15 protein-coding genes and 1 pseudogene are annotated in these 17,884 nt (G+C 72.3%); 8 read left to right on the plus strand and 8 right to left on the minus strand.

The annotated features are described in order from the left end of the window. Positions 1 to 6: 6 nt before the first annotated feature. The 4 genes and pseudogenes from ACY34I_RS22815 to galT all read left to right on the plus strand — a co-directional run. A pseudogene (locus tag ACY34I_RS22815) lies at positions 7 to 228 on the plus strand (DM13 domain-containing protein); the annotation flags it as partial. A gap of 166 nt (positions 229 to 394) precedes the next feature. After that, positions 395 to 1,924, plus strand: a complete 1,530-nt coding sequence (gene cysC, locus ACY34I_RS22820) for an adenylyl-sulfate kinase (RefSeq protein ID WP_462757107.1) — start codon at positions 395 to 397, stop codon at positions 1,922 to 1,924. Between the two features lie 189 nt (positions 1,925 to 2,113). Next, positions 2,114 to 2,896 carry a DeoR/GlpR family DNA-binding transcription regulator gene (locus ACY34I_RS22825; protein ID WP_462757108.1) on the plus strand — a complete coding sequence of 261 codons (783 nt, stop codon included), beginning with the start codon at positions 2,114 to 2,116 and terminating at the stop codon, positions 2,894 to 2,896. Further along, complete coding sequence (gene galT / locus ACY34I_RS22830) at positions 2,893 to 3,969, plus strand: galactose-1-phosphate uridylyltransferase (protein ID WP_462757109.1); 1,077 nt, start codon at positions 2,893 to 2,895, stop codon at positions 3,967 to 3,969. The genes ACY34I_RS22825 and galT overlap by 4 nt, the downstream gene beginning before the upstream one ends. 304 nt (positions 3,970 to 4,273) lie before the next feature. On the opposite strand, the gene ACY34I_RS22835 is transcribed toward galT, so the two are convergent. Then, the gene (locus tag ACY34I_RS22835) at positions 4,274 to 5,491 is read right to left on the minus strand and encodes an NADP-dependent isocitrate dehydrogenase (RefSeq protein ID WP_462757110.1); all 1,218 of its coding nucleotides are present in this window, start codon (positions 5,489 to 5,491) and stop codon (positions 4,274 to 4,276) included. A 134-nt stretch (positions 5,492 to 5,625) separates the two neighbouring features. On the opposite strand from ACY34I_RS22835, the gene ACY34I_RS22840 reads away from it, so the two are divergent. After that, positions 5,626 to 6,435 carry an MBL fold metallo-hydrolase gene (locus ACY34I_RS22840; protein ID WP_462757111.1) on the plus strand — a complete coding sequence of 270 codons (810 nt, stop codon included), beginning with the start codon at positions 5,626 to 5,628 and terminating at the stop codon, positions 6,433 to 6,435. 16 nt (positions 6,436 to 6,451) lie between these two features. Here ACY34I_RS22840 and ACY34I_RS22845 read toward each other — a convergent pair whose 3' ends face one another. Further along, positions 6,452 to 6,850 (minus strand): VOC family protein, encoded by a 399-nt coding sequence (locus tag ACY34I_RS22845; protein ID WP_462757112.1) that lies wholly within the window; start codon positions 6,848 to 6,850, stop codon positions 6,452 to 6,454. Positions 6,851 to 6,934: 84 nt separating this feature from the next. Here ACY34I_RS22845 and ACY34I_RS22850 point away from each other — a divergent pair, with 84 nt between their 5' ends. Beyond that, on the plus strand, positions 6,935 to 7,696 hold the full coding sequence (locus ACY34I_RS22850; RefSeq protein ID WP_148793644.1) for a TetR/AcrR family transcriptional regulator: 762 nt from the start codon (positions 6,935 to 6,937) through the stop codon (positions 7,694 to 7,696). 94 nt (positions 7,697 to 7,790) lie between these two features. Here the strand turns inward: ACY34I_RS22850 and mdh are convergent, their stop codons facing one another. Both mdh and ACY34I_RS22860 read right to left on the minus strand, forming a co-directional pair. Beyond that, positions 7,791 to 8,741 (minus strand): malate dehydrogenase, encoded by a 951-nt coding sequence (gene mdh, locus ACY34I_RS22855; RefSeq protein ID WP_148793643.1) that lies wholly within the window; start codon positions 8,739 to 8,741, stop codon positions 7,791 to 7,793. Positions 8,742 to 8,841: 100 nt separating this feature from the next. Further along, on the minus strand, positions 8,842 to 9,705 hold the full coding sequence (locus ACY34I_RS22860; RefSeq protein ID WP_462757113.1) for a bifunctional methylenetetrahydrofolate dehydrogenase/methenyltetrahydrofolate cyclohydrolase: 864 nt from the start codon (positions 9,703 to 9,705) through the stop codon (positions 8,842 to 8,844). A gap of 416 nt (positions 9,706 to 10,121) precedes the next feature. Between ACY34I_RS22860 and ACY34I_RS22865 the strand changes: the two genes are divergently transcribed. Further along, positions 10,122 to 11,150 carry an ABC transporter ATP-binding protein gene (locus tag ACY34I_RS22865; RefSeq protein ID WP_462757114.1) on the plus strand — a complete coding sequence of 343 codons (1,029 nt, stop codon included), beginning with the start codon at positions 10,122 to 10,124 and terminating at the stop codon, positions 11,148 to 11,150. A 95-nt stretch (positions 11,151 to 11,245) separates the two neighbouring features. On the opposite strand, the gene ACY34I_RS22870 is transcribed toward ACY34I_RS22865, so the two are convergent. The 4 genes from ACY34I_RS22870 to purN all read right to left on the minus strand — a co-directional run bounded on the left by ACY34I_RS22870 (position 11,246) and on the right by purN (position 16,965). Then, positions 11,246 to 13,879 (minus strand): beta propeller repeat protein, encoded by a 2,634-nt coding sequence (locus ACY34I_RS22870; protein ID WP_462757115.1) that lies wholly within the window; start codon positions 13,877 to 13,879, stop codon positions 11,246 to 11,248. Positions 13,880 to 14,044: 165 nt separating this feature from the next. Further along, entirely contained in the window at positions 14,045 to 14,518 is a 474-nt protein-coding gene (locus ACY34I_RS22875; RefSeq protein WP_462757116.1) for a hypothetical protein, read from the minus strand. A 258-nt stretch (positions 14,519 to 14,776) separates the two neighbouring features. After that, positions 14,777 to 16,348, minus strand: a complete 1,572-nt coding sequence (gene purH / locus ACY34I_RS22880; RefSeq protein ID WP_462757117.1) for a bifunctional phosphoribosylaminoimidazolecarboxamide formyltransferase/IMP cyclohydrolase — start codon at positions 16,346 to 16,348, stop codon at positions 14,777 to 14,779. Then, positions 16,345 to 16,965 (minus strand): phosphoribosylglycinamide formyltransferase, encoded by a 621-nt coding sequence (gene purN, locus ACY34I_RS22885; protein ID WP_148793639.1) that lies wholly within the window; start codon positions 16,963 to 16,965, stop codon positions 16,345 to 16,347. The genes purH and purN overlap by 4 nt, the downstream gene beginning before the upstream one ends. 242 nt (positions 16,966 to 17,207) lie before the next feature. Between purN and ACY34I_RS22890 the strand changes: the two genes are divergently transcribed. Further along, entirely contained in the window at positions 17,208 to 17,795 is a 588-nt protein-coding gene (locus tag ACY34I_RS22890) for a DUF4190 domain-containing protein (protein WP_462757118.1), read from the plus strand. Positions 17,796 to 17,884: the final 89 nt, after the last annotated feature.

The raw sequence follows: 17,884 nt of genomic DNA on the forward strand, positions 1-17,884 counted from the left end.
GTTCCGGGCCGGCACCGGCTGGAGCTGGTCGGGCCGGGCACCTCGAACGGTCCGGATCTTCAGGTCTGGCTGACCGACCAGCCGGTTCGTACCGGGCCGTCCGGGTGGCACGTCCTCGACGACGGGCGCCACGTCGCGCTCGGTCCGCTCGAGGGGAACCGGGGAGACCAGGCGTACGAGACCGCCGCCGGCGCCGATCTCACCGGGCTGACCAGCGTCGCCAGCTGATGCCGGCGCCTCGCCCTGTCGTTCGGCGCGGCCCCGCTCAGCCCCGCCGGTTGAGCCGATCGGCGACCGCCTCGCCAACGGGCGGTTGCCGGCAGGTGGAGTGGCACTCTCGACCGATCGCCGGTGGGCTGAGAAACTGTGTGCCGGCCGGTGAGTTGGGGGTTCGATGAGCAACGGGTGGGTGCTGCCCGAGGATGTGTTGCGGGACGCTCCGGCGTACGCGCCTCGCACCGGTGAGCTGGCCGATCTGGAGTTGCTGCTGACCGGGGCGTACACCCCGCTGACCGGCTTCATGACCCGCGCCGACCTGGCCTCGCTGAGCCGGCGCGGCCGGCTCGCCGACGGCACGCCGTGGCCGGTGCCGGTGACCCTCCAGGTGCCGGCGGCGCTCGCCGACGGGCTGGAGCTGGACGATCCGCTGCGGCGGGCGCTGGTGCTCACCGACGGTGAGGGCGCGCCGGTGGCAGCGATGGACGTGACCGACGTCTGGCCGGTCCGCGACGGCATGGTGGGCGTGGGCGGCGCGGTGCGCCGGCTGGGCGACGGCGGTCACGGGCCGTTCCAGCGGCTGCGGCGCAGCCCGGACGAGGTCCGGGGGCTGCTGCCGCCGGGGCGGGTGCTCGGCGTCTTCGCCGACCGTCCGCTGCACCGGCCGCAGCTCGCGCAGATCGCGCACGCCGCCCGCACCCTGGGCGCGCACCTGCTGGTGATGATCCCCGTGGGTGAGGAGGCGACCGGCGGGCTGTCGTCCGAGGCATTGGTGCGCAGCGTGTTCGCCGCCCGGGACCGGATGCCCCCGGCCACCCTGTTGGCGGTGCCGCTGGTGCGGCGGCGCGACGAGATCAGTGACGCCCTGCTCCGGGCCCGGGTCGCCGCCGCGTACGGGGTGACCCACCTGCTCTCCACTGAGGGGATGCTCTCCGGGGCCGGGCTGCGCGTGCTGGTGCCGCGGGAGCTGGCGTACGACAACCGGGACGGGCAGTGGCGCTGGCGGGAGGACATCCCGCCGCGCAACCGGCGGCTGGCGCTCAGCCAGGCGGAGATCGACGATCTGCTGGACCGGGGCTTCCCGCTGCCCGAGTGGCACACCCCGCCGGCGGTGGCCAAGGAGCTGGCCCGGGCGCGCCCGCCGCGCCGGCACCGGGGCCTGGTGATCTTCCTGACCGGCCTCTCCGGCTCCGGGAAGTCGACCATCGCCCGGGGCCTGGCCGACCTGCTGCGTGAGGGCGGCGACCGGACCATCACCCTGCTCGACGGGGACGTGGTGCGCCGCGAGCTCTCCGCCGGGCTGGGGTTCACCAAGGCCGATCGGGACGCCAACGTCCGGCGGATCGGCTGGGTGGCCGCCGAGATCGCCCGGCACCGGGGGGTCGGCATCTGCTGCCCGATCGCCCCGTACGCGGCCGCCCGGGCCACCGCCCGGGAGATGGCGCAGGCCGCCGGGGCGGGCTTCCTGCTGGTCCACGTCGCGACTCCGCTGGAGGTCTGCGAGCAGCGGGACCGCAAGGGCCTGTACGCCCGCGCCCGCGCCGGCCTGATCACCGGGATGACCGGCATCGACGACCCGTACGAGGAGCCCACCGACGCCGACCTGGTGGTGGACACCACGGACATGACCGTCGAGGAGGCGGTCCAGCGGGTGATGGAGCACCTGACCGAGACCGGCTGGGTGGAGCCCCGCCTCCAGCCCGCCTGACCGAGCCCGGCCCGCCCGTCACGGCGGCGGGCCCACGCAGTCTCGCCGCCGCCGTCCGGTCCCGGAGGGCGGCGGCCGGCGTCTGGGCACCCCTTTCTTCCCCGGTTCTCCCCTGCGCGCTAGTGTTCATTCTTGTTGGAACACGTTCGACCACGTGAGCACGGGGTCGGGAGCGGGAGGTGGGGTCGGGTGCTGGCGCGGCAGCGGCAGGCGGCCATCCTGGAACGGGTCCGCGCGGCCGGAGGCGTACGGGTGACGGAGCTGGCCGCCGAGTTCGGCGTCTCCGACATGACCATCCGGCGCGACCTGGAGACGCTGGACGAGCAGGGCCTGCTGGCCAAGGTGCACGGTGGGGCGACCCTCGCCGGCTCGACCGACGAGCCGGGCTTCCGGGCCAAGTCGGTCCGCCAGTCGACGGAGAAGGCGGCGATCGCCGCCCGGGCCGCGCAGCTGGTCCGCCCCGGCGCCGCGGTCGCCCTCTCCGCCGGTACGACCACCGCCGAGCTGGCCCGCCGGCTGGTCGACGTGCCCGGGCTGACCGTGGTGACCAACTCGCTGCCGGTCGCCGAGATCCTGCACGTCGGCGGCCGGCCGGATCAGACCGTGGTGCTCACCGGCGGGGTGCGTACCCCCTCGGACGCGCTGGTCGGCCCGCTGGCCGTGGCGGCGCTCGGGGCACTGCACCTGGACCTGCTCTTCCTCGGCGTGCACGGGATCAGCGAGCGGGCCGGGTTCACCACGCCGAATCTGATGGAGGCGGACACCAACCGGGCCCTGGTGGCCGCCGCCGACCGGCTGGTGGTGCTCGCCGACCACACCAAGTGGGGCACGGTCGGCATCTCCTCGATCGTCGCGCTGGACGCCGCCGACGTGCTGGTCACCGACGACCGGCTGGCGCCGGAGGCACGGCGGGTGCTCGAGGAGCGGGTGGGCGAACTGCTGGTCGTCCGCGGCACGGAAGGGGCGAAGTGAAGCGTACGCGGATCGAGCTGGCCGACGGCCGCGAGCTGATCTACTTCGACGAGCGGGACGACGCGGTCCGCGACCAGCCGGACCGGCGGGAGCTGCCCCCGCCGCCGGCGGCGTCGCAGCTGCGGTACGACCCGCTGACCGACGAGTGGGTGGCGGTGGCGGTGCACCGGCAGACCCGCACCTTCCTCCCCCCGGCCGACCAGTGCCCGCTCTGCCCGTCCCGGGGTGACCGGCTCAGCGAGATCCCCGCCCCCGACTACGACGTGGCCGTCTTCGAGAACCGCTTCCCGTCGCTGAGCCAGCGGGTCGTCGAGGAGCCGGCCGCCGAGATCACCCCGTTCACCCCGGTCCGCCCCGGGCGCGGCCGGTGCGAGGTGGTCTGCTTCACCGACGACCACCACGCCTCGTTCGCCAGCCTCTCCCCCCGCCGGGTGCGGACCGTGTTGGACGCGCTCGCCGACCGGACCACCGTCCTCGGCGAGCTACCCGGCGTGGCGCAGGTCTTCCCGTTCGAGAACCGGGGCGTGGAGATCGGGGTGACGCTGCACCACCCGCACGGGCAGATCTACGCGTGCCCCTTCGTGACGCCCCGGACGCGAACCATGCTCGCCGCGGCCCGCCGGCACGCCGAGCGCACCGGCGGCAACCTGTACGCGGACGTGCTCGCTGCGGAACGCGCCGCCGGAGAGCGGGTGGTGGCGAGCAACGCGCACTGGACGGCGTACGTGCCCGCGGCGGCCCGCTGGCCGTTCGAGGTGCACGTGGCCCCGCACCGCCCGGTGCCGGACATCCCCGCGCTGGACGACGCCGAGCGGGACGCGTTCGGCCCGCTCTACCTGGACGTGCTGCGCCGCTTCGACGGGCTGTTCGACGTGCCGATGCCGTACATCGCGGCGTGGCACCAGGCCCCGGTGCACGTCGACCGCGAGCTGGGGCACCTGCACCTGCAGCTGTTCAGCATCCGGCGGGCCCGGGACAAGCTGAAGTATCTGGCCGGCACGGAGTCGGCGATGGGCGTGTTCATCAACGACATCGCCCCGGAGCGGGCCGCGGAGCTGCTGCGGGCCGCCTGAACGGCAAGGGCCCCTGGTCAACGACCCCCTGCTGATACTCCTGGGCAGGGCGGCCGGCACAACAGGGCGCGGGGGGCCCGGGACAGGGCCCCCCGCAGGGAAGGGACGGCTGGCTGTGCGCGACAGCCGGGAAGGCTGGCTGATCGGCACTCTGCCGCGAGGCGACCGCGGTCAACCTTCCTGGATGGGACTGGCATCCCGTCCACCCAGCTCAACGAGGCGCGCCACCTCTTGGTGACGCCGGCGCGGACGACGGAGCCCGCCGGCGGGTGCCGGCGGGCTCGGTCGGTGACGCGTACGGGAATCAGGCCGCGAGCTTGCGGGCCAGGTTCTCGTCGAGCGCGTTCATGAACTCGTCGGTGGTCAGCCACGGGGCGTCGCGCGAGATGAGCAGCGCGAGGTCCTTGGTCATCTGGCCACCCTCGACGGTGGAGACGATGACCTGCTCCAGGGTGTTGGCGAACTCGGTCACCGCCGGGGTGCCGTCCAGCTTGCCCCGGTGGGCCAGGCCCCGGGTCCAGGCGTAGATCGACGCGATCGGGTTGGTCGAGGTCTTCTCGCCCTTCTGCCACTGCCGGTAGTGCCGGGTGACGGTGCCGTGCGCGGCCTCGGCCTCGACGGTGCGGCCGTCCGGGGTCATCAGCACGGAGGTCATCAGGCCGAGGGAGCCGAAGCCCTGGGCCACGGTGTCGGACTGCACGTCACCGTCGTAGTTCTTGCAGGCCCAGACGAAGCCGCCCTCCCACTTGAGCGCGGCGGCCACCATGTCGTCGATCAGCCGGTGCTCGTAGCTGATGCCGGCCTTCTCGAACTCCGACTTGAACTCGTTCTCGAACACCTCGGCGAAGATGTCCTTGAACCGGCCGTCGTACGCCTTGAGGATGGTGTTCTTGGTCGACAGGTAGACCGGGTAGCCGCGGTCCAGGCCGTAGCGCATCGAGGCGCGGGCGAAGTCCCGGATCGACTCGTCGAAGTTGTACATGCCCATGGCGACGCCGCCGCCGGGGAAGTTGGCGACCTCCATCTCCATCGGCGCGCCGCCGTCGGCCGGGGTGTAGGTGATGGTCACCGTGCCCGGGCCGGGGACGACGAAGTCGGTGGCCTTGTACTGGTCGCCGTGCGCGTGCCGGCCGATGATGATCGGCTTGGTCCAGCCGGGGACGAGCCGCGGCACGTTCGACATGATGATCGGCTCGCGGAAGACCACGCCGCCGAGGATGTTGCGGATGGTGCCGTTCGGCGACCGCCACATCTTCTTCAGGCCGAACTCCTCCACCCGGGCCTCGTCGGGGGTGATGGTGGCGCACTTGACGCCGACGCCGTGCTCCTTGATGGCGTTGGCGGCGTCGACGGTGACCTGGTCGTCCGTGGCGTCACGGTGCTGGATCGACAGGTCGTAGTAGTGCAGGTCGACGTCGAGGTACGGCAGGATCAGCTGCTCCCGGATCTGCTTCCAGATGATCCGGGTCATCTCGTCGCCGTCGATTTCCACGACCGGGTTGTTTACCTTGATCTTCGCCATCGGCCGGCGCTCCTCTCGGGGGACACGTGCTCAAGCAGTACGAGCGTACTGGAAACTGACCGGGCTGCCCCAGCCGGCCTCACCCCTTGGAATCGGGGTCACCCGGGACGGGTCCGAAGTGGCATCCTTCCCGGATGCCGCTGACGCACACGATCGGGTCTATCACGGTCACCGCGCTGGTCGACGGGGCGGGGCCCTTCTTCCAGCCCCGCGAGGAGGCTTTCCCGGGCGCCAGCCCCGGCCAGTGGCGGGAGGCCGACCGCCGGGACCCGGACACGGTCACCCCGGACGGCCAGTGGTGGCTGCCGTTCCGCTGCTTCGCCCTGCGTACCGGGGACGGGCGGGTCACCCTGGTCGACGCCGGGATCGGCCCGGCCGACTCGCTCGCCGCGAGTTGGGCGCCGGTGCCGGGCCGGCTGCCGGCGGAACTGGCCGCCGCCGGCATCGACCCGACGGACGTCCGCACCGTGGTGCTCACCCACCTGCACAGCGACCACGTCGGCTGGGCGGTGGTCGGCACGCCGTACTTCCGTAACGCGGACTACCTGCTGCAACGCGCCGAGCTGGACGCCCTGGCGCTGTTCCACCCCGAGCTGCCGGCCCGGCTCCTGGGGCCGTTGCGCGCCGCCGGCCAGCTCCGGGTGGTCGACGGCGACACCGACCTCACCCCCGGCGTACGCGTGCTGAGCACGCCCGGGCACACCCCGGGTCACCAGTCGGTGCTGGTCGACTCCGCCGAAGAGCGCCTGCTGGTCACCGGCGACCTGCTGGTGCACACCGTGCAGTTGGTCGACCCCACCCTGGCGTACGCCCACGAGGAGGACCCGGCGGCGGCACGCGGGTCCCGTACGGCCCTGCTGCGCGAACTGGCCCGGCACGGCCGGGCGGTGCTGGCGACGCCGCACCTGGGCGCGCCGTTCACCGAGGTGCCGGCACCTCGGTGAACGGCGCCACGCCGGATCAGCCCGCGTCGCCCGGGGCGTGCACCCACTGCACCAGCTGGATGATCAGCCCGTTGGGGTCGGTGACCTGGAAGAAGCGCTCCCCCCACGGCTCGGTCTGGATCGGGGTCGCGATCGGCACGCCGGCGGCCTGGATCCGGGCGTACTCGGCGTCGATGTCGTCCACCACGAAGGCGATGATCAGGCCCTGAGCCCGCTGCTGCTTCAGGCTTTCCGGCTGGATGCTGGCCAGCCCGGTCCGCAAAAAGATCAGGTTGAAGCCGACCCCCTCACGGGCCAGCGAGACGAACCCGTCGGCCGCCATTTCCTGTCGGAAACCGAAGTGCTGCTGGACGAAGGCGGCCGAGGCCGTCACGTCGTCGACGTTGAGCGAGATGGCCGATGCGGTGATCTGCACGTGGTCTCCCAGAAGTCGGGGGGAATTACTCCGTACATTGTACAACGTACTGCGTACGGAGTTTTAGCCTGAGAGGATCGGGAGGTGCCCAACCACCGCAGCGGAGCCGGCGATCCGGCCCGCACCCTGCGACTGCTCTGGCGGCAACCCGACGAGACCCCGCGCCGGGGTCCGCGCCAGGGCTACTCGCTGGACGACATCGTCACGGCCGCGATCGAGCTGGCGGACACCGACGGGCTGGACGCGGTGACCATGCGGGCCGTCGCCCAGGCCGTCGGCGTCGCCCCGATGACCCTCTACACGTACGTGCCCGGCAAGGCCGAGCTGCTCGACCTGATGTTGGATGCGAGCTACGCCCGGATGCCCCGGCCGGACCGCTCCGGCGAACCGTGGCGGGCCCGGGTGGCGGCGCTCGCCGAGGACAACCGCAAGCTGTTCGCCGCCCACCCCTGGGCCGCCGAGGTCGGCACCGGGCGGCCGCCGCTGGGTCCGGGGCTGATGGCCAAGTACGAATACGAGCTGCGCGCCTTCGACGGCACCGGCCTGGACGACGTGCAGCGGGACGCGGCGTTGACGTACGTCCTCGACTTCGTCCGGGCCGCGGCCCGCGCGGCGGCCGAGGCACGGCTCGCCCGACGGGAGAGCGCGTGGAGCGATGAACAGTGGTGGGCGGCGAACGCCCCGCTGCTCGCCCGGGTGCTCGATGCGCAGCGGTACCCGACCGCCGTCCGGGTCGGCGCCGCCGCCGGGGCCGCGCAGAACGCCGCCTACAGCCCGGAGCAGGCGTACGAGTTCGGCCTGGCCCGGGTCCTCGACGGCCTGGGCGTCCTGGTCGACGGCGCCTGACGCGGTTCCGGCGCGGGCCGGGCCGACCGATCCCCGGGCGGGACGCGAAAGCGCCCCGCGACCGGCGGTCGCGGGGCGCTTCGGGCAGCCAGGATCACATGTTGGCGACGTCGGACTGCTTGGCGCGGACCGCCTCGGCGGCCTCCTTCAGGCTGGCCAGCTCGTCGGCGTCCAGCTTGGTCTCGACGACCCGCCGGACGCCGTCCCGGCCGATCTCGGCCTCGACGCCGAGGTAGACGCCGGAGATGCCGTACTGGCCGTCGACCCAGGCGCAGACCGGCATGACCTCGCCGGAGTCCTCCGCGACGGCCTTGGCCATCCGGGCGGCGGCGGCCGACGGGGCGTAGTAGGCGGAGCCGGTCTTCAGCAGCGCGACCACCTCGGCGCCGCCGTTGCGGGTCTTGACGACCAGGTCCTCGATCTGCTCAGCCGGCATGACGTCACGCAGCGGCTTGCCGTCCACCGTGCTCTGCGACGGGACCGGCACCATGGTGTCGCCGTGCGAGCCGAGGGTCAGCGTCTTCACCGACTTCACCGGTACGCTCAGCGCCTCGGCCACGAAGTTGGTGAACCGGGCGCTGTCCAGCATGCCGGCCTGGCCGAGCACGCGGTTCTTGGGGAACTGGGTGGCCTTCTGGGCCAGCGCGGTCATCTCGTCGAGCGGGTTGGAGACGACGATGACGACGGCGTTCGGGGCGTACTTGGCGACGTTCTCGGCGACCTGGCGGACGATCTTGGCGTTGGTCTCCAGCAGGTCCATCCGGCTCATGCCCGGCTTGCGGGGCAGGCCGGCGGTGATGACGACGACGTCCGAGCCCTCGATGGCCTCGTAGCCCTCGCCGTTCGGACCGGTGGTGACGCCGATGACCTTGGTCTCGAAGCCCTCGACCGGGCGCGACTGGTTCATGTCCAGCGCGATGCCCGCCGGCTTGCCCTCGATGATGTCCGTGATCACCACGGTGTCGAAGATGTCGTACTCGGCCAGGCGCTGCGCGGTGGTGGAGCCGTAGAAGCCGGCGCCGACGACAGTGACCTTCTTACCCATGGTCGTCCCACTCCCCTGATACCAGTCGGTTTTCCGGACCGTATCAGCCATCCTGTCACCGATCCGGCCAGGGGCGGACGGTTATGACGTGCTTGGGTGCTCAGGCGCCACCCTCGGCCCGTTCCACCACGTTGGTCAGCAGCATGGCCCGGGTCATCGGGCCGACGCCGCCCGGCATCGGGACCAGCTTGCCGGCGACCTCGGCCACCTCCGGGTCCACGTCGCCGGTGTAGCGCCCCTTGCCGTCCGAGCCGATCACCCGGGTGATGCCGACGTCGACGACGGTCGCGCCCGGCGTGATCATGTCGGCGGTGAGCAGGCCCGGCACGCCGGCCGCGACGATGACGATGTCGGCGGCCCGGGTCTGCTCGGCCAGGTCGAGGGTGCCGGTGTGGCAGAGGGTCACCGTGGCGTTCTCGCTGCGCCGGGTGAGCAGCAGGCCGAGCGGGCGGCCGACCGTGTTGCCCCGGCCGATGAGCGCCACCTTGGCGCCGCGCAGCGCGACGTCGTGCCGGCGGAGCAGTTCGACGATGCCGCGCGGGGTGCAGGGCAGCGGGGCGTCGTAGCCGAGCACCAGCCGGCCCAGGTTGACCGGGTGCAGGCCGTCGGCGTCCTTCTCGGGGTCGATCAGCTCCAGCGCCCGCTGCGTGTCCAGGTGGGCCGGCAGCGGCAACTGGACGATGTAGCCGTGGCAGGCCGGGTCCGCGTTCAGCTCGGCGAGCACGGCGTCGAGCTGCTCCTGGGTGGCGTCGGCGGGCAGTTCCCGGCGGATCGACGCGATGCCGACCTCGGCGCAGTCGCGGTGCTTGCCGTTGACGTACGCCTGGGAGCCCGGATCGGTGCCGACCAGGACGGTGCCGAGCCCCGGGATGACGCCTCGATCCGCCAGCGCCTTTACCCGTGTCCGCAACTCGTCCTTGATCTCCGCCGCGGTCGCCTTGCCGTCCAGGATGATCGCCGTCACGTCTGGATCGTCTCACGTCGCACGCCCGGCCGGCCCGCGACGGTCAACGGGCCTCCGCCATCTCGACCTCGCTACCCAGAGTCATGGTCTGTGGGTTTCGCCACACGTGGAGACGGACAGCTGATGCCCGACCAGGGCGGAGCGGACAGCCGACAGGCAAGCGCCCGAGAGCGCACAGAGGTTGATTCCGGGGCTTGCCGGCCGCCTCACCGGTCGCTCTGACCGGTTCATTCATCATCTTTCCCAGGAGCGGGCGGACGCGACCGCCACCCGCTCCCGGCACCGCTCGCCGCACCGTCGGTGCCGAAGCGGCCCCACGACCTACCATTGCCGACCGTTGCGCAGCGTTATCCAGCGCCGGGCCGGAGTCGGCGCCGGCCGGACCAGCGCGCGCCACTGCGCGCAGGAGGTCCGTGATGACAGCGTCCGCCAGCCCCACGAAGGTCCGCGGCGAGACGATCCTCTCCGTCAACAACCTGGTCAAGCACTTCCCGATCACCCAGGGCGTGCTGTTCAAGAAGCAGGTCGGCGCGGTCAAGGCTGTCGACGGGGTCAGCTTCGAACTGCGCCGCGGCGAGACGCTCGGCGTGGTCGGCGAGTCCGGCTGCGGCAAGTCCACCCTGGCCCGGCTGCTCATGCGGCTGGACACCCCGACCGCCGGCCGGGCCAGCCTGGAGGGGAAGGACCTGTTCAAGGCCTCCGGGGCCGAGCTGCGCCGGCTGCGCCGGAACATGCAGATGGTGATGCAGGACCCGTACACCTCGCTCAACCCGCGGATGACGGTCGGCGACATCATCGGCGAGCCGTTCGACATCCACCCCGAGGCGGCCCCGAAGGGCAGCAAGCGGCGCCGGGTGCAGGAACTGCTGGACGTGGTCGGGCTCAACCCCGAGCACCTCAACCGCTATCCCCACCAGTTCTCCGGGGGCCAGCGGCAGCGGGTCGGCATCGCGCGGGCGCTCGCCCTGCGGCCCGAGATCATCATCTGCGACGAGCCGGTGTCCGCGCTCGACGTGTCGATCCAGGCTCAGGTGATCAACCTGCTGGAGCAGCTCCAGGCCGAGTTCGGGCTGTCGTACATCTTCATCGCGCACGACCTGTCGGTGGTCCGGCACATCTCCGACCGGGTCGCGGTGATGTACCTGGGCAAGATCGTGGAGACCGGCACCGAGCAGGAGATCTACGAGCGGGCCACCCACCCGTACACCCAGGCGCTGCTGTCGGCGGTGCCGGTGCCGGACCCGGAGGCCCGGACGACCCGGAACATCATCCGGCTCACCGGCGACGTGCCGAGTCCGGCCGACCCGCCGTCCGGCTGCCGGTTCCGTACCCGGTGCTGGAAGGCGCAGGACATCTGCGCCACCCGGGAGCCGCACGCGGTGCTCCGCGCCGCGGACCCGCACCCCTCGGCCTGCCACTTCGCCGAGCTACGCCCCGCCGCCTGACGCGGCAGGCCCCGCCCCCGGAGGAAGAGGGGCGGGGCCTGCGCTGTCGTGTCCGGCGGGCCGACCGGCCCCCAGAACCGGTCGGCCCGCCGGGGTCAGAGCTGGGCCAGGTTGAACGCCCAGATGCCGCGGCCGTGGGTCGCGACGTAGACCGAGTTGTCGATCGCGTTGTACTCGACGTCCATGCCGACGGTCAGCGGCAGGCCGGAGCCGAGCCGCTGCCAGTTGGTGGCGCCGGGTGCGCGGTAGAAGGTGGCCAGGTCGGTGGCCAGCACCAGGGCGCCGTTGGACAGCTCCTTGAGCGAGCTGGCCGGCACGTCCGGCAGGTTCGCCGAGACGTCCTTCCAGGTCGCGCCCGCGTCGCTGGTCTCGTAGACGTGGCCGTAGCCGGCGCCCGGTCCCTCGGTGAACCGGCGGGAGAACCCGTTGATCGCGAGGAAGGCGTGCGCGGCGTTCGCCGGGTCGATCCCGACGCCCTGCACGAACCGGTTCGGGAAGTCACCCGGCAGGGAGAGCTGGTGCCAGCTCGACGGGTCGTCGACCCTGCCGACCGCGACGCCCCGGGCGAACCCGGCGTTGTTGCACGGTCCGCACCAACCGACGTACGCCATGCCGCCGGAGACGGCGACCGAGGTGGCGGTGTGGCCCGCGCCCAGGTCGAGGACGTTCGTCCAGCCCTTGCCGTTCTGGATGGCGTAGCCCTTGGTGTTCACCCAGACGTGCTGGCCGCCGGCCACCCAGACGTTGGCGTCGTGGTCGTCCGGCGCGAACGGCGCGATGAACCGGGCCAGTTCGTCGCCCGGCCGCGAGGTGTACGGCTGGATGTCCCGCGAGGTGGAGTCCGCCTGCGTGCCCGAGCCGGTGTTGGCGTTGCAGTTCTCGGTCACCCGCATGGCCAGGTTGGTGTACTCCTGGACCTGCCGGCAGCCGTTCGCCGGGTCGGCCTGCGAGTCGCCGCCGTCACCACCGAAGTGCGACCCCATCACGGTGTCGCCGGGGCGCAGGATCGAGGTGCCGTTGTCCTGCAGGCCACCGGAGACGATGGTGCCGGCCTTGGCCGGGTCCTTGCCCACCGCCACCGAGTAGTACTGGAGCGCGTCGATGGTGCCGTCGTTCAGGCTCTGCCAGTCGGTCGCGTGCCCGTCCTTGTCGGTCCTGCCGTTGATCGGCCGGCGGTACACACCACCGTCGTTCCCGACGTAGACGAACCCGTTGCCGACCGCCACGGAGTGCTGGTCGGAGTGGGTGGTCTTGTTGCACTTGTTCTGCGCGTCGTAGATGCTCCAGCAGGAGAAGTTGAAGTTCCAGTACGGACCGACGGTCTTCCAGGTGGCCCCGGCGTCGGTCGACTCGTAGACCTCCTCCAGACCCGCCCAGAGGTGGTTCGGGTTGGCCGGGTCGACCGCGAGGAACTGGTTGTACCAGGCCTGGATGCCCGGGCCGTAGCCCTTGCCCATCACCGTCTGCTTCAGAGCCGAGCCGGAGTTGCCCAGCTTCGACGAGTCGGCGATCTTGTTCCACGGGCCGGCCGGGTTGCCGGTGTTGGAGACGTAGATGCCGTCCAGGTAGCTGTTCACGTTGCCGGCCGGCTTGTTGAGCAGCCGCGGCGACTGGTTGATCGCGTACAGCTTGCCGCCGTCGGCGGAGAAGGCGAACGTCACGTAGCCGATGTCGTCGGCCGGCATCGCGCCGGTCGGGTTGACCTTCGTCCAGCCGCCGGCGGTGTAGTCGGCGGTCTCGTAGAAGCCGTTGTAGGTGTCGCCGGAGCGCCAGGCCGAGGCGACCACCACGTGCTTCGGGTTACGCGGGTCCTGGGCTACGTCGTTGACGATGTTCTTGTACGCGGCATTCGCGTCACCCGCGTTCGCCCCGCCGGGCAGGTAGCTCGGGTTCGGGGTGAACTCCAGCTTCCAGGCGCCGGAGGTGGTGCTCATCGCGTGCGAGAACAGGCCCCGGTTGGTGGCGACCCAGACCTTGCCGTCGAAGAACCGCAGCTTGTTGATGACCGTGCTCTCCAGCTCGGTCCCGCCGACCCGGTCGGTCGCCTTGAACGTGCCGGACTTCGGGTTGGCCAGCCGGTAGACGCCGGCGCCGACGTACGAGGTGCCGCCGGTGTTCGCCTCGCCGGTGGCGTACCAGAGCGAACCGTCCCCGGCGAGCACGATGTCGCCGCTGGACAGCGTGGGCAGCGCGTCCGTGATCGGCGTCCAGCTCCCGCCGCCGGTCGAGGAGCGCCATACGCCGCCGTCCGCGCCAGCCGCGTACACGTAACCGCCGTTGTCCGCGGCCAGGCCCGTGATCCGGCCGGTGACCAGGCCGGCACCCCCGGAGGAGTTGGACGCGTAGTCGCGGTAGCGCGGGTCGTCGCCGTCGTACTTGATGTTGGTGACCTCGCGCCAGCTGCCCTTGGTGGTGGGCAGCGCGTTGAGTTGGCTCAACGCGTTCGAGTACGCGCCCGGCGCGACGATGCCCGGGGCGTAGCGGGCCTGGGCGAACTGCTCGGCGATGGTGCGGGCCTCGAAGGCCTCCTCGCCGGCCTCCTCGGACGACTCGCCGGCCGCCATCTCCATGAACTCCCTAGGGTGCCAGGGCATGTTGGCGCCGGGCTCGTCCGCCAGGCCGAGCTTCTCCTGTACCTCGTGGTTGGTGGCGACGACGCCACCGAGCGCGGCGGCCAGCACCACGGCGCCCGCGATGGTCGCCGGCTTGCGCCAGCGGGATGTGGACATGTGAATCCTCCGGGATTCAAGGGAGTCCGGGTCGGTTGGCCCGGGTGGGAACCATGGCGGCGGTTGGCAGCCATGGCGCTTAAAAGCTGGACGGATGGTCCAAATTGGACCCGTTCCAAAGCTCGCGGCGACCGGCGGCTCACCCGTGTCGGCGGCGCGGGAGGGTCAGGCGACGGTCGGCGGGGCCCGGGTCGGCAGGGTGCCGCGCGGCGGCAGCGGCACGGCCGGCTGCCGGTAGCGGGTCGGGGCGGCGGCCGGGCCGGGCGTGCCTCCGACGCGCACCAGCGCGGCCGGGAGGAGATCGTCCGGTCCGTCGTTCGAAACGACGCCGGCGCGGTGGTCACCACGGTTCCCGTCAGGAAGGGCCGTCCACACGTCCGACGGAGCGTCGAGGTGCGCCAGGCGCGCCACGACGGCTCGGGGGTCGCCGGAGGGCGGGGCCGGACGGTCCGGCGTGGTGACGTCAACGGGCCGTCCGTGCGGTGGAAGCGCGGACGGCGCGTCGTGGACGATCGACCGGTGCGCGGCGGTGACCACCGCGCCGGGCTCAGGGGTCTCCCCGCGGCCGGGCACACCCAGTCCGGCCAGGACGAACGCCAACGCGACGACGACGGCGGTCAACCGGTCGAACACGCGCATGGGCAACCCTGCCGGGACGAGGGGACGCCGCCCGGGCGAGCGGCACGGTGGCCGCCAGCGGCGCAGTTGGCGAGGAGAGCGGTAAGGGTCGATCGCTTGCTGCGGGACAACGCTAGCAACAACTTTCCCAGCCGGGCAACGGGAGGGCGCTCGTACTTTCGGCTGGTCAGCGCTCGACTCGTGACATCGCTCCGGGCAGGAGTGCCAACGAATGAAACAGGGGCGCGGCCGGTCGGCCGCGCCCCTGTTGGTGTGCGCTCAGTGGAAGAAGTGGCGGGTGCCGGTGAGGTACATGGTCACCCCGGCCTCCTTGCAGGCGGCGATGGTCTCCTCGTCGCGGATCGACCCGCCGGGCTGGACGATCGCCCGGACGCCGGCCTCGATGAGGATCTTCGGACCGTCGGCGAAGGGGAAGAAGGCGTCCGAGGCGCAGACCGCACCGCGCGCCCGGTCGGCGCCGGCCCGACGGACCGCGAGCTGCGCCGAGTCGACCCGATTCACCTGGCCCATCCCGACGCCGACGGTGGCGCCGTCCTTGGCCAGCAGGATCGCGTTGCTCTTCACCGCGCGGACCGCCCGCCAGGCGAACACCAGGTCGCGCAGGGTCGCCTCGTCGGCCGCCTCGCCGGTGGCCAGCCGCCAGTTGGCCGGGTCGTCGCCCTCGGCGTCGATCCGGTCCCGCAACTGCACCAGCACCCCGCCGGTGACCTGCCGCCACTCGGCGGGCAGCGGGTTGAACGCCGGGGCGCGCAGCAGCCGGATGTTCTTCTTCCCCTGAAGGATCTCCACGGCGCCGGGCTCGAACCCGGGCGCCACCAGGACCTCGGTGAAGATGTCCGCCACCTGCCGGGCCAGCTCGACCGAGACCTCGCCGTTCACCGCGATCACCCCGCCGTACGCGGAGACCGGGTCGCAGGCGTGCGCCTTGCGGTGCGCCTCGGCCACGTCCGCGCCGACCGCGATGCCGCACGGGTTGGCGTGCTTGATGATCGCCACCGCCGGCTGCCCCGGGAAGTCGTTCGCCGCCCGCCAGGCGGCGTCGGCGTCGACGTAGTTGTTGTACGACATCTCCTTGCCGTGCAACTGCTCCGCCTGCGCCAGCCCGGCCGGGCTCGCCGGGTCGGCGTAGAGGGCGGCCGCCTGGTGCGGGTTCTCGCCGTACCGCAGCACCGCCTGCCGCCGCAGCGCCAGGCCGGCGAACTCGGGCCAGCCGTCGGCGGCCGGGGCCAGGGTGGCCGCGAACCACTCGGCGACGGCCACGTCGTAGTCGGCGATGTCGGCGAAGGCCCGGGCGGCGAGCGCCCGGCGCTGGGCCAGCGTGAAGCCGCCCTCGGCGAGCGCGGCCAGCAGCGCCGGGTACGCCGCCGGGTCGGTCACCACGGCGACCGAGGCGTGGTTCTTGGCGGCGGCCCGCACCATCGCCGGCCCGCCGATGTCGATCTGCTCGACGCACTCGTCCTGGTCGGCGCCGGAGGCGACCGTGGCCTGGAACGGATAGAGGTTGGAGACCAGCAGGTCGATGCCGGCGATGCCGTGCTCGTCGAGCTGGGCGACGTGGGCGTCCTTACGCAGGTCGGCGAGGAGGCCGCCGTGGATCTTCGGGTGCAGGGTCTTCACCCGGCCGTCGAGGATCTCCGGGAAGCCGGTCACCTGCTCGACCGGGGTCACCGGCACGCCCGCGCCGGCGATCGTCGACGCGGTGCTGCCGGTCGAGACGATCTCCACGCCGGCCTCGTGCAGGGCCCGGGCCAGCTCGACCAGGCCGGTCTTGTCGTAGACGCTGACCAGGGCCCGCCGGATCGGGCGGCGGGCCTCCTCAGTGGTGCTCACGGAACACTGACCTTTCTGCCGGTGATCGTCCAACCTTCACGGACCAGCCGACCGACCTGCTCGACGAGCTGGCGCCGCTCGGCCTCCTTGATGCGCTCGGTGAGCGTCTCCTCGTCGTCGTCGTCCCGCACCGGCACGGCGACCTGGGCGACGATCGGCCCGGTGTCCATCCCGGCGTCGACGAAGAACAGCGTGGCCCCGGTGAGCTTCACCCCGTAGGCGAGGGCGTCCCGAGGGCCATGGATGCCGGGGAACGCCGGCAGCAGGGTGTTGTGGGTGTTGAGGTAGCGGTCGCCGAACGCGGCCAGGAACTGCGGGCCGACCAGCTTGAGGAAACCGGCGCTGATCACCAGGTCGGGCCGGTGCTCGGCGACCCGGGCGGTGAGCGCGGCGTCCCAGTCGGCCCGGGTCGGGTGGTCCTTCAGCCGCTCCACGAAGGTCGGCACCCCGGCCGCGACGGCCCGGTCCAGGCCGGCGATCCCGTCCCGGTCGGCGCCCACGGCGACGACCCGGGCGCCGTATCCGGGGTCGGCCGTGGCGTCCAGCAGTGCCTGAAGGTTGCTGCCGGAGCCGGAGACGAGGACGACGAGGCGGGCGACGGACGCGGGCTCGGTCACCCGGCCACCCTATCGGGCAGGTCGGGCCGTCCAACGTGCGGGCGGCGACGTCGCGGGTGATCTCCGGGTGGCACGGGCACGATACGCTGCCGTCGCCCGGTGCCTGGCGTACGCCCGGCCCGGCGTCGGCATCGTGACCTTGGTTCCGGGCCCGTCCGCCGCGGGGCCCCGGTGCTGGGCGGAATGATGAGCGGCAGCAACGGACCATGGACCGTCGACCCCAGTTTGAGGAGCACCCCGCAATGCAGCCCGGTTACCCCGGTCAGGACCCGTACGGCCAGCAGCCCAACCAGGACCCGACCTCCCCGCAGTACCAGGACCCGTACGCCCAGCCGCCCGCGGCGCCCTACGGGCAGCAGCCCACCTCCGGCCAGCCGCACGACCCGTACGCCCAGCCGCAGGCGCCGCAGTACGGGCAGCAGCCCACCTCGGGCCAGCCGTACGGCCAGCCGACCTCGGGGCAGCCCTACGGGCAGCAGCAGCCGTACCAGGACCCGTACGCGCAGCAGCAGCCGTACGGCGCCGCGCCGACGTACCCGGCCTCGGGCTACCCGCAGCCGAAGGCGCAGAGCAACACGCTCGGCCTGATCAGCATGATCACCGGTATCGCCTCGATCGTGCTCGCCCTCTGCTGCACGCCGCTGGGCATCGCCTCCGGCATCGCCGGCGTGGTGCTCGGCATCATGGGCCAGAAGAAGGTCCAGCAGGGTGAGGCGACCAACGCCGGCCAGGCCAAGGCGGGCCTGATCTGCGGCGGCATCGGCATCGTCCTCTGCATCATCAGCGCCATCGCCGGCGCCGCCATCAACCTGAGCAACCTCAACTCCTGACCGGAGCGGAAAGGGGGCGTCCGGCACCGCCCGGGCGCCCCCTTTCCATGCCCGCCCCCACCGCCACCGGGTGAGCAAGAGGTTTAGCG

The sequence above is a fragment of the Micromonospora sp. RTBAU3-60 genome (assembly GCF_054963695.1).

Coding starts and splice junctions, on each gene's coding strand:
- cysC (WP_462757107.1), top strand. CDS start 395: ATGAGCAACGGGTGGGTGCTGCCCGAGGATGTGTTGCGGGACGCTCCG.
- ACY34I_RS22835 (WP_462757110.1), bottom strand. CDS start 5,491: ATGGCGAAGATCAAGGTAAACAACCCGGTCGTGGAAATCGACGGCGAC.
- ACY34I_RS22840 (WP_462757111.1), top strand. CDS start 5,626: ATGCCGCTGACGCACACGATCGGGTCTATCACGGTCACCGCGCTGGTC.
- mdh (WP_148793643.1), bottom strand. CDS start 8,741: ATGGGTAAGAAGGTCACTGTCGTCGGCGCCGGCTTCTACGGCTCCACC.
- ACY34I_RS22865 (WP_462757114.1), top strand. CDS start 10,122: ATGACAGCGTCCGCCAGCCCCACGAAGGTCCGCGGCGAGACGATCCTC.
- ACY34I_RS22870 (WP_462757115.1), bottom strand. CDS start 13,879: ATGTCCACATCCCGCTGGCGCAAGCCGGCGACCATCGCGGGCGCCGTG.
- ACY34I_RS22875 (WP_462757116.1), bottom strand. CDS start 14,518: ATGCGCGTGTTCGACCGGTTGACCGCCGTCGTCGTCGCGTTGGCGTTC.
- ACY34I_RS22890 (WP_462757118.1), top strand. CDS start 17,208: ATGCAGCCCGGTTACCCCGGTCAGGACCCGTACGGCCAGCAGCCCAAC.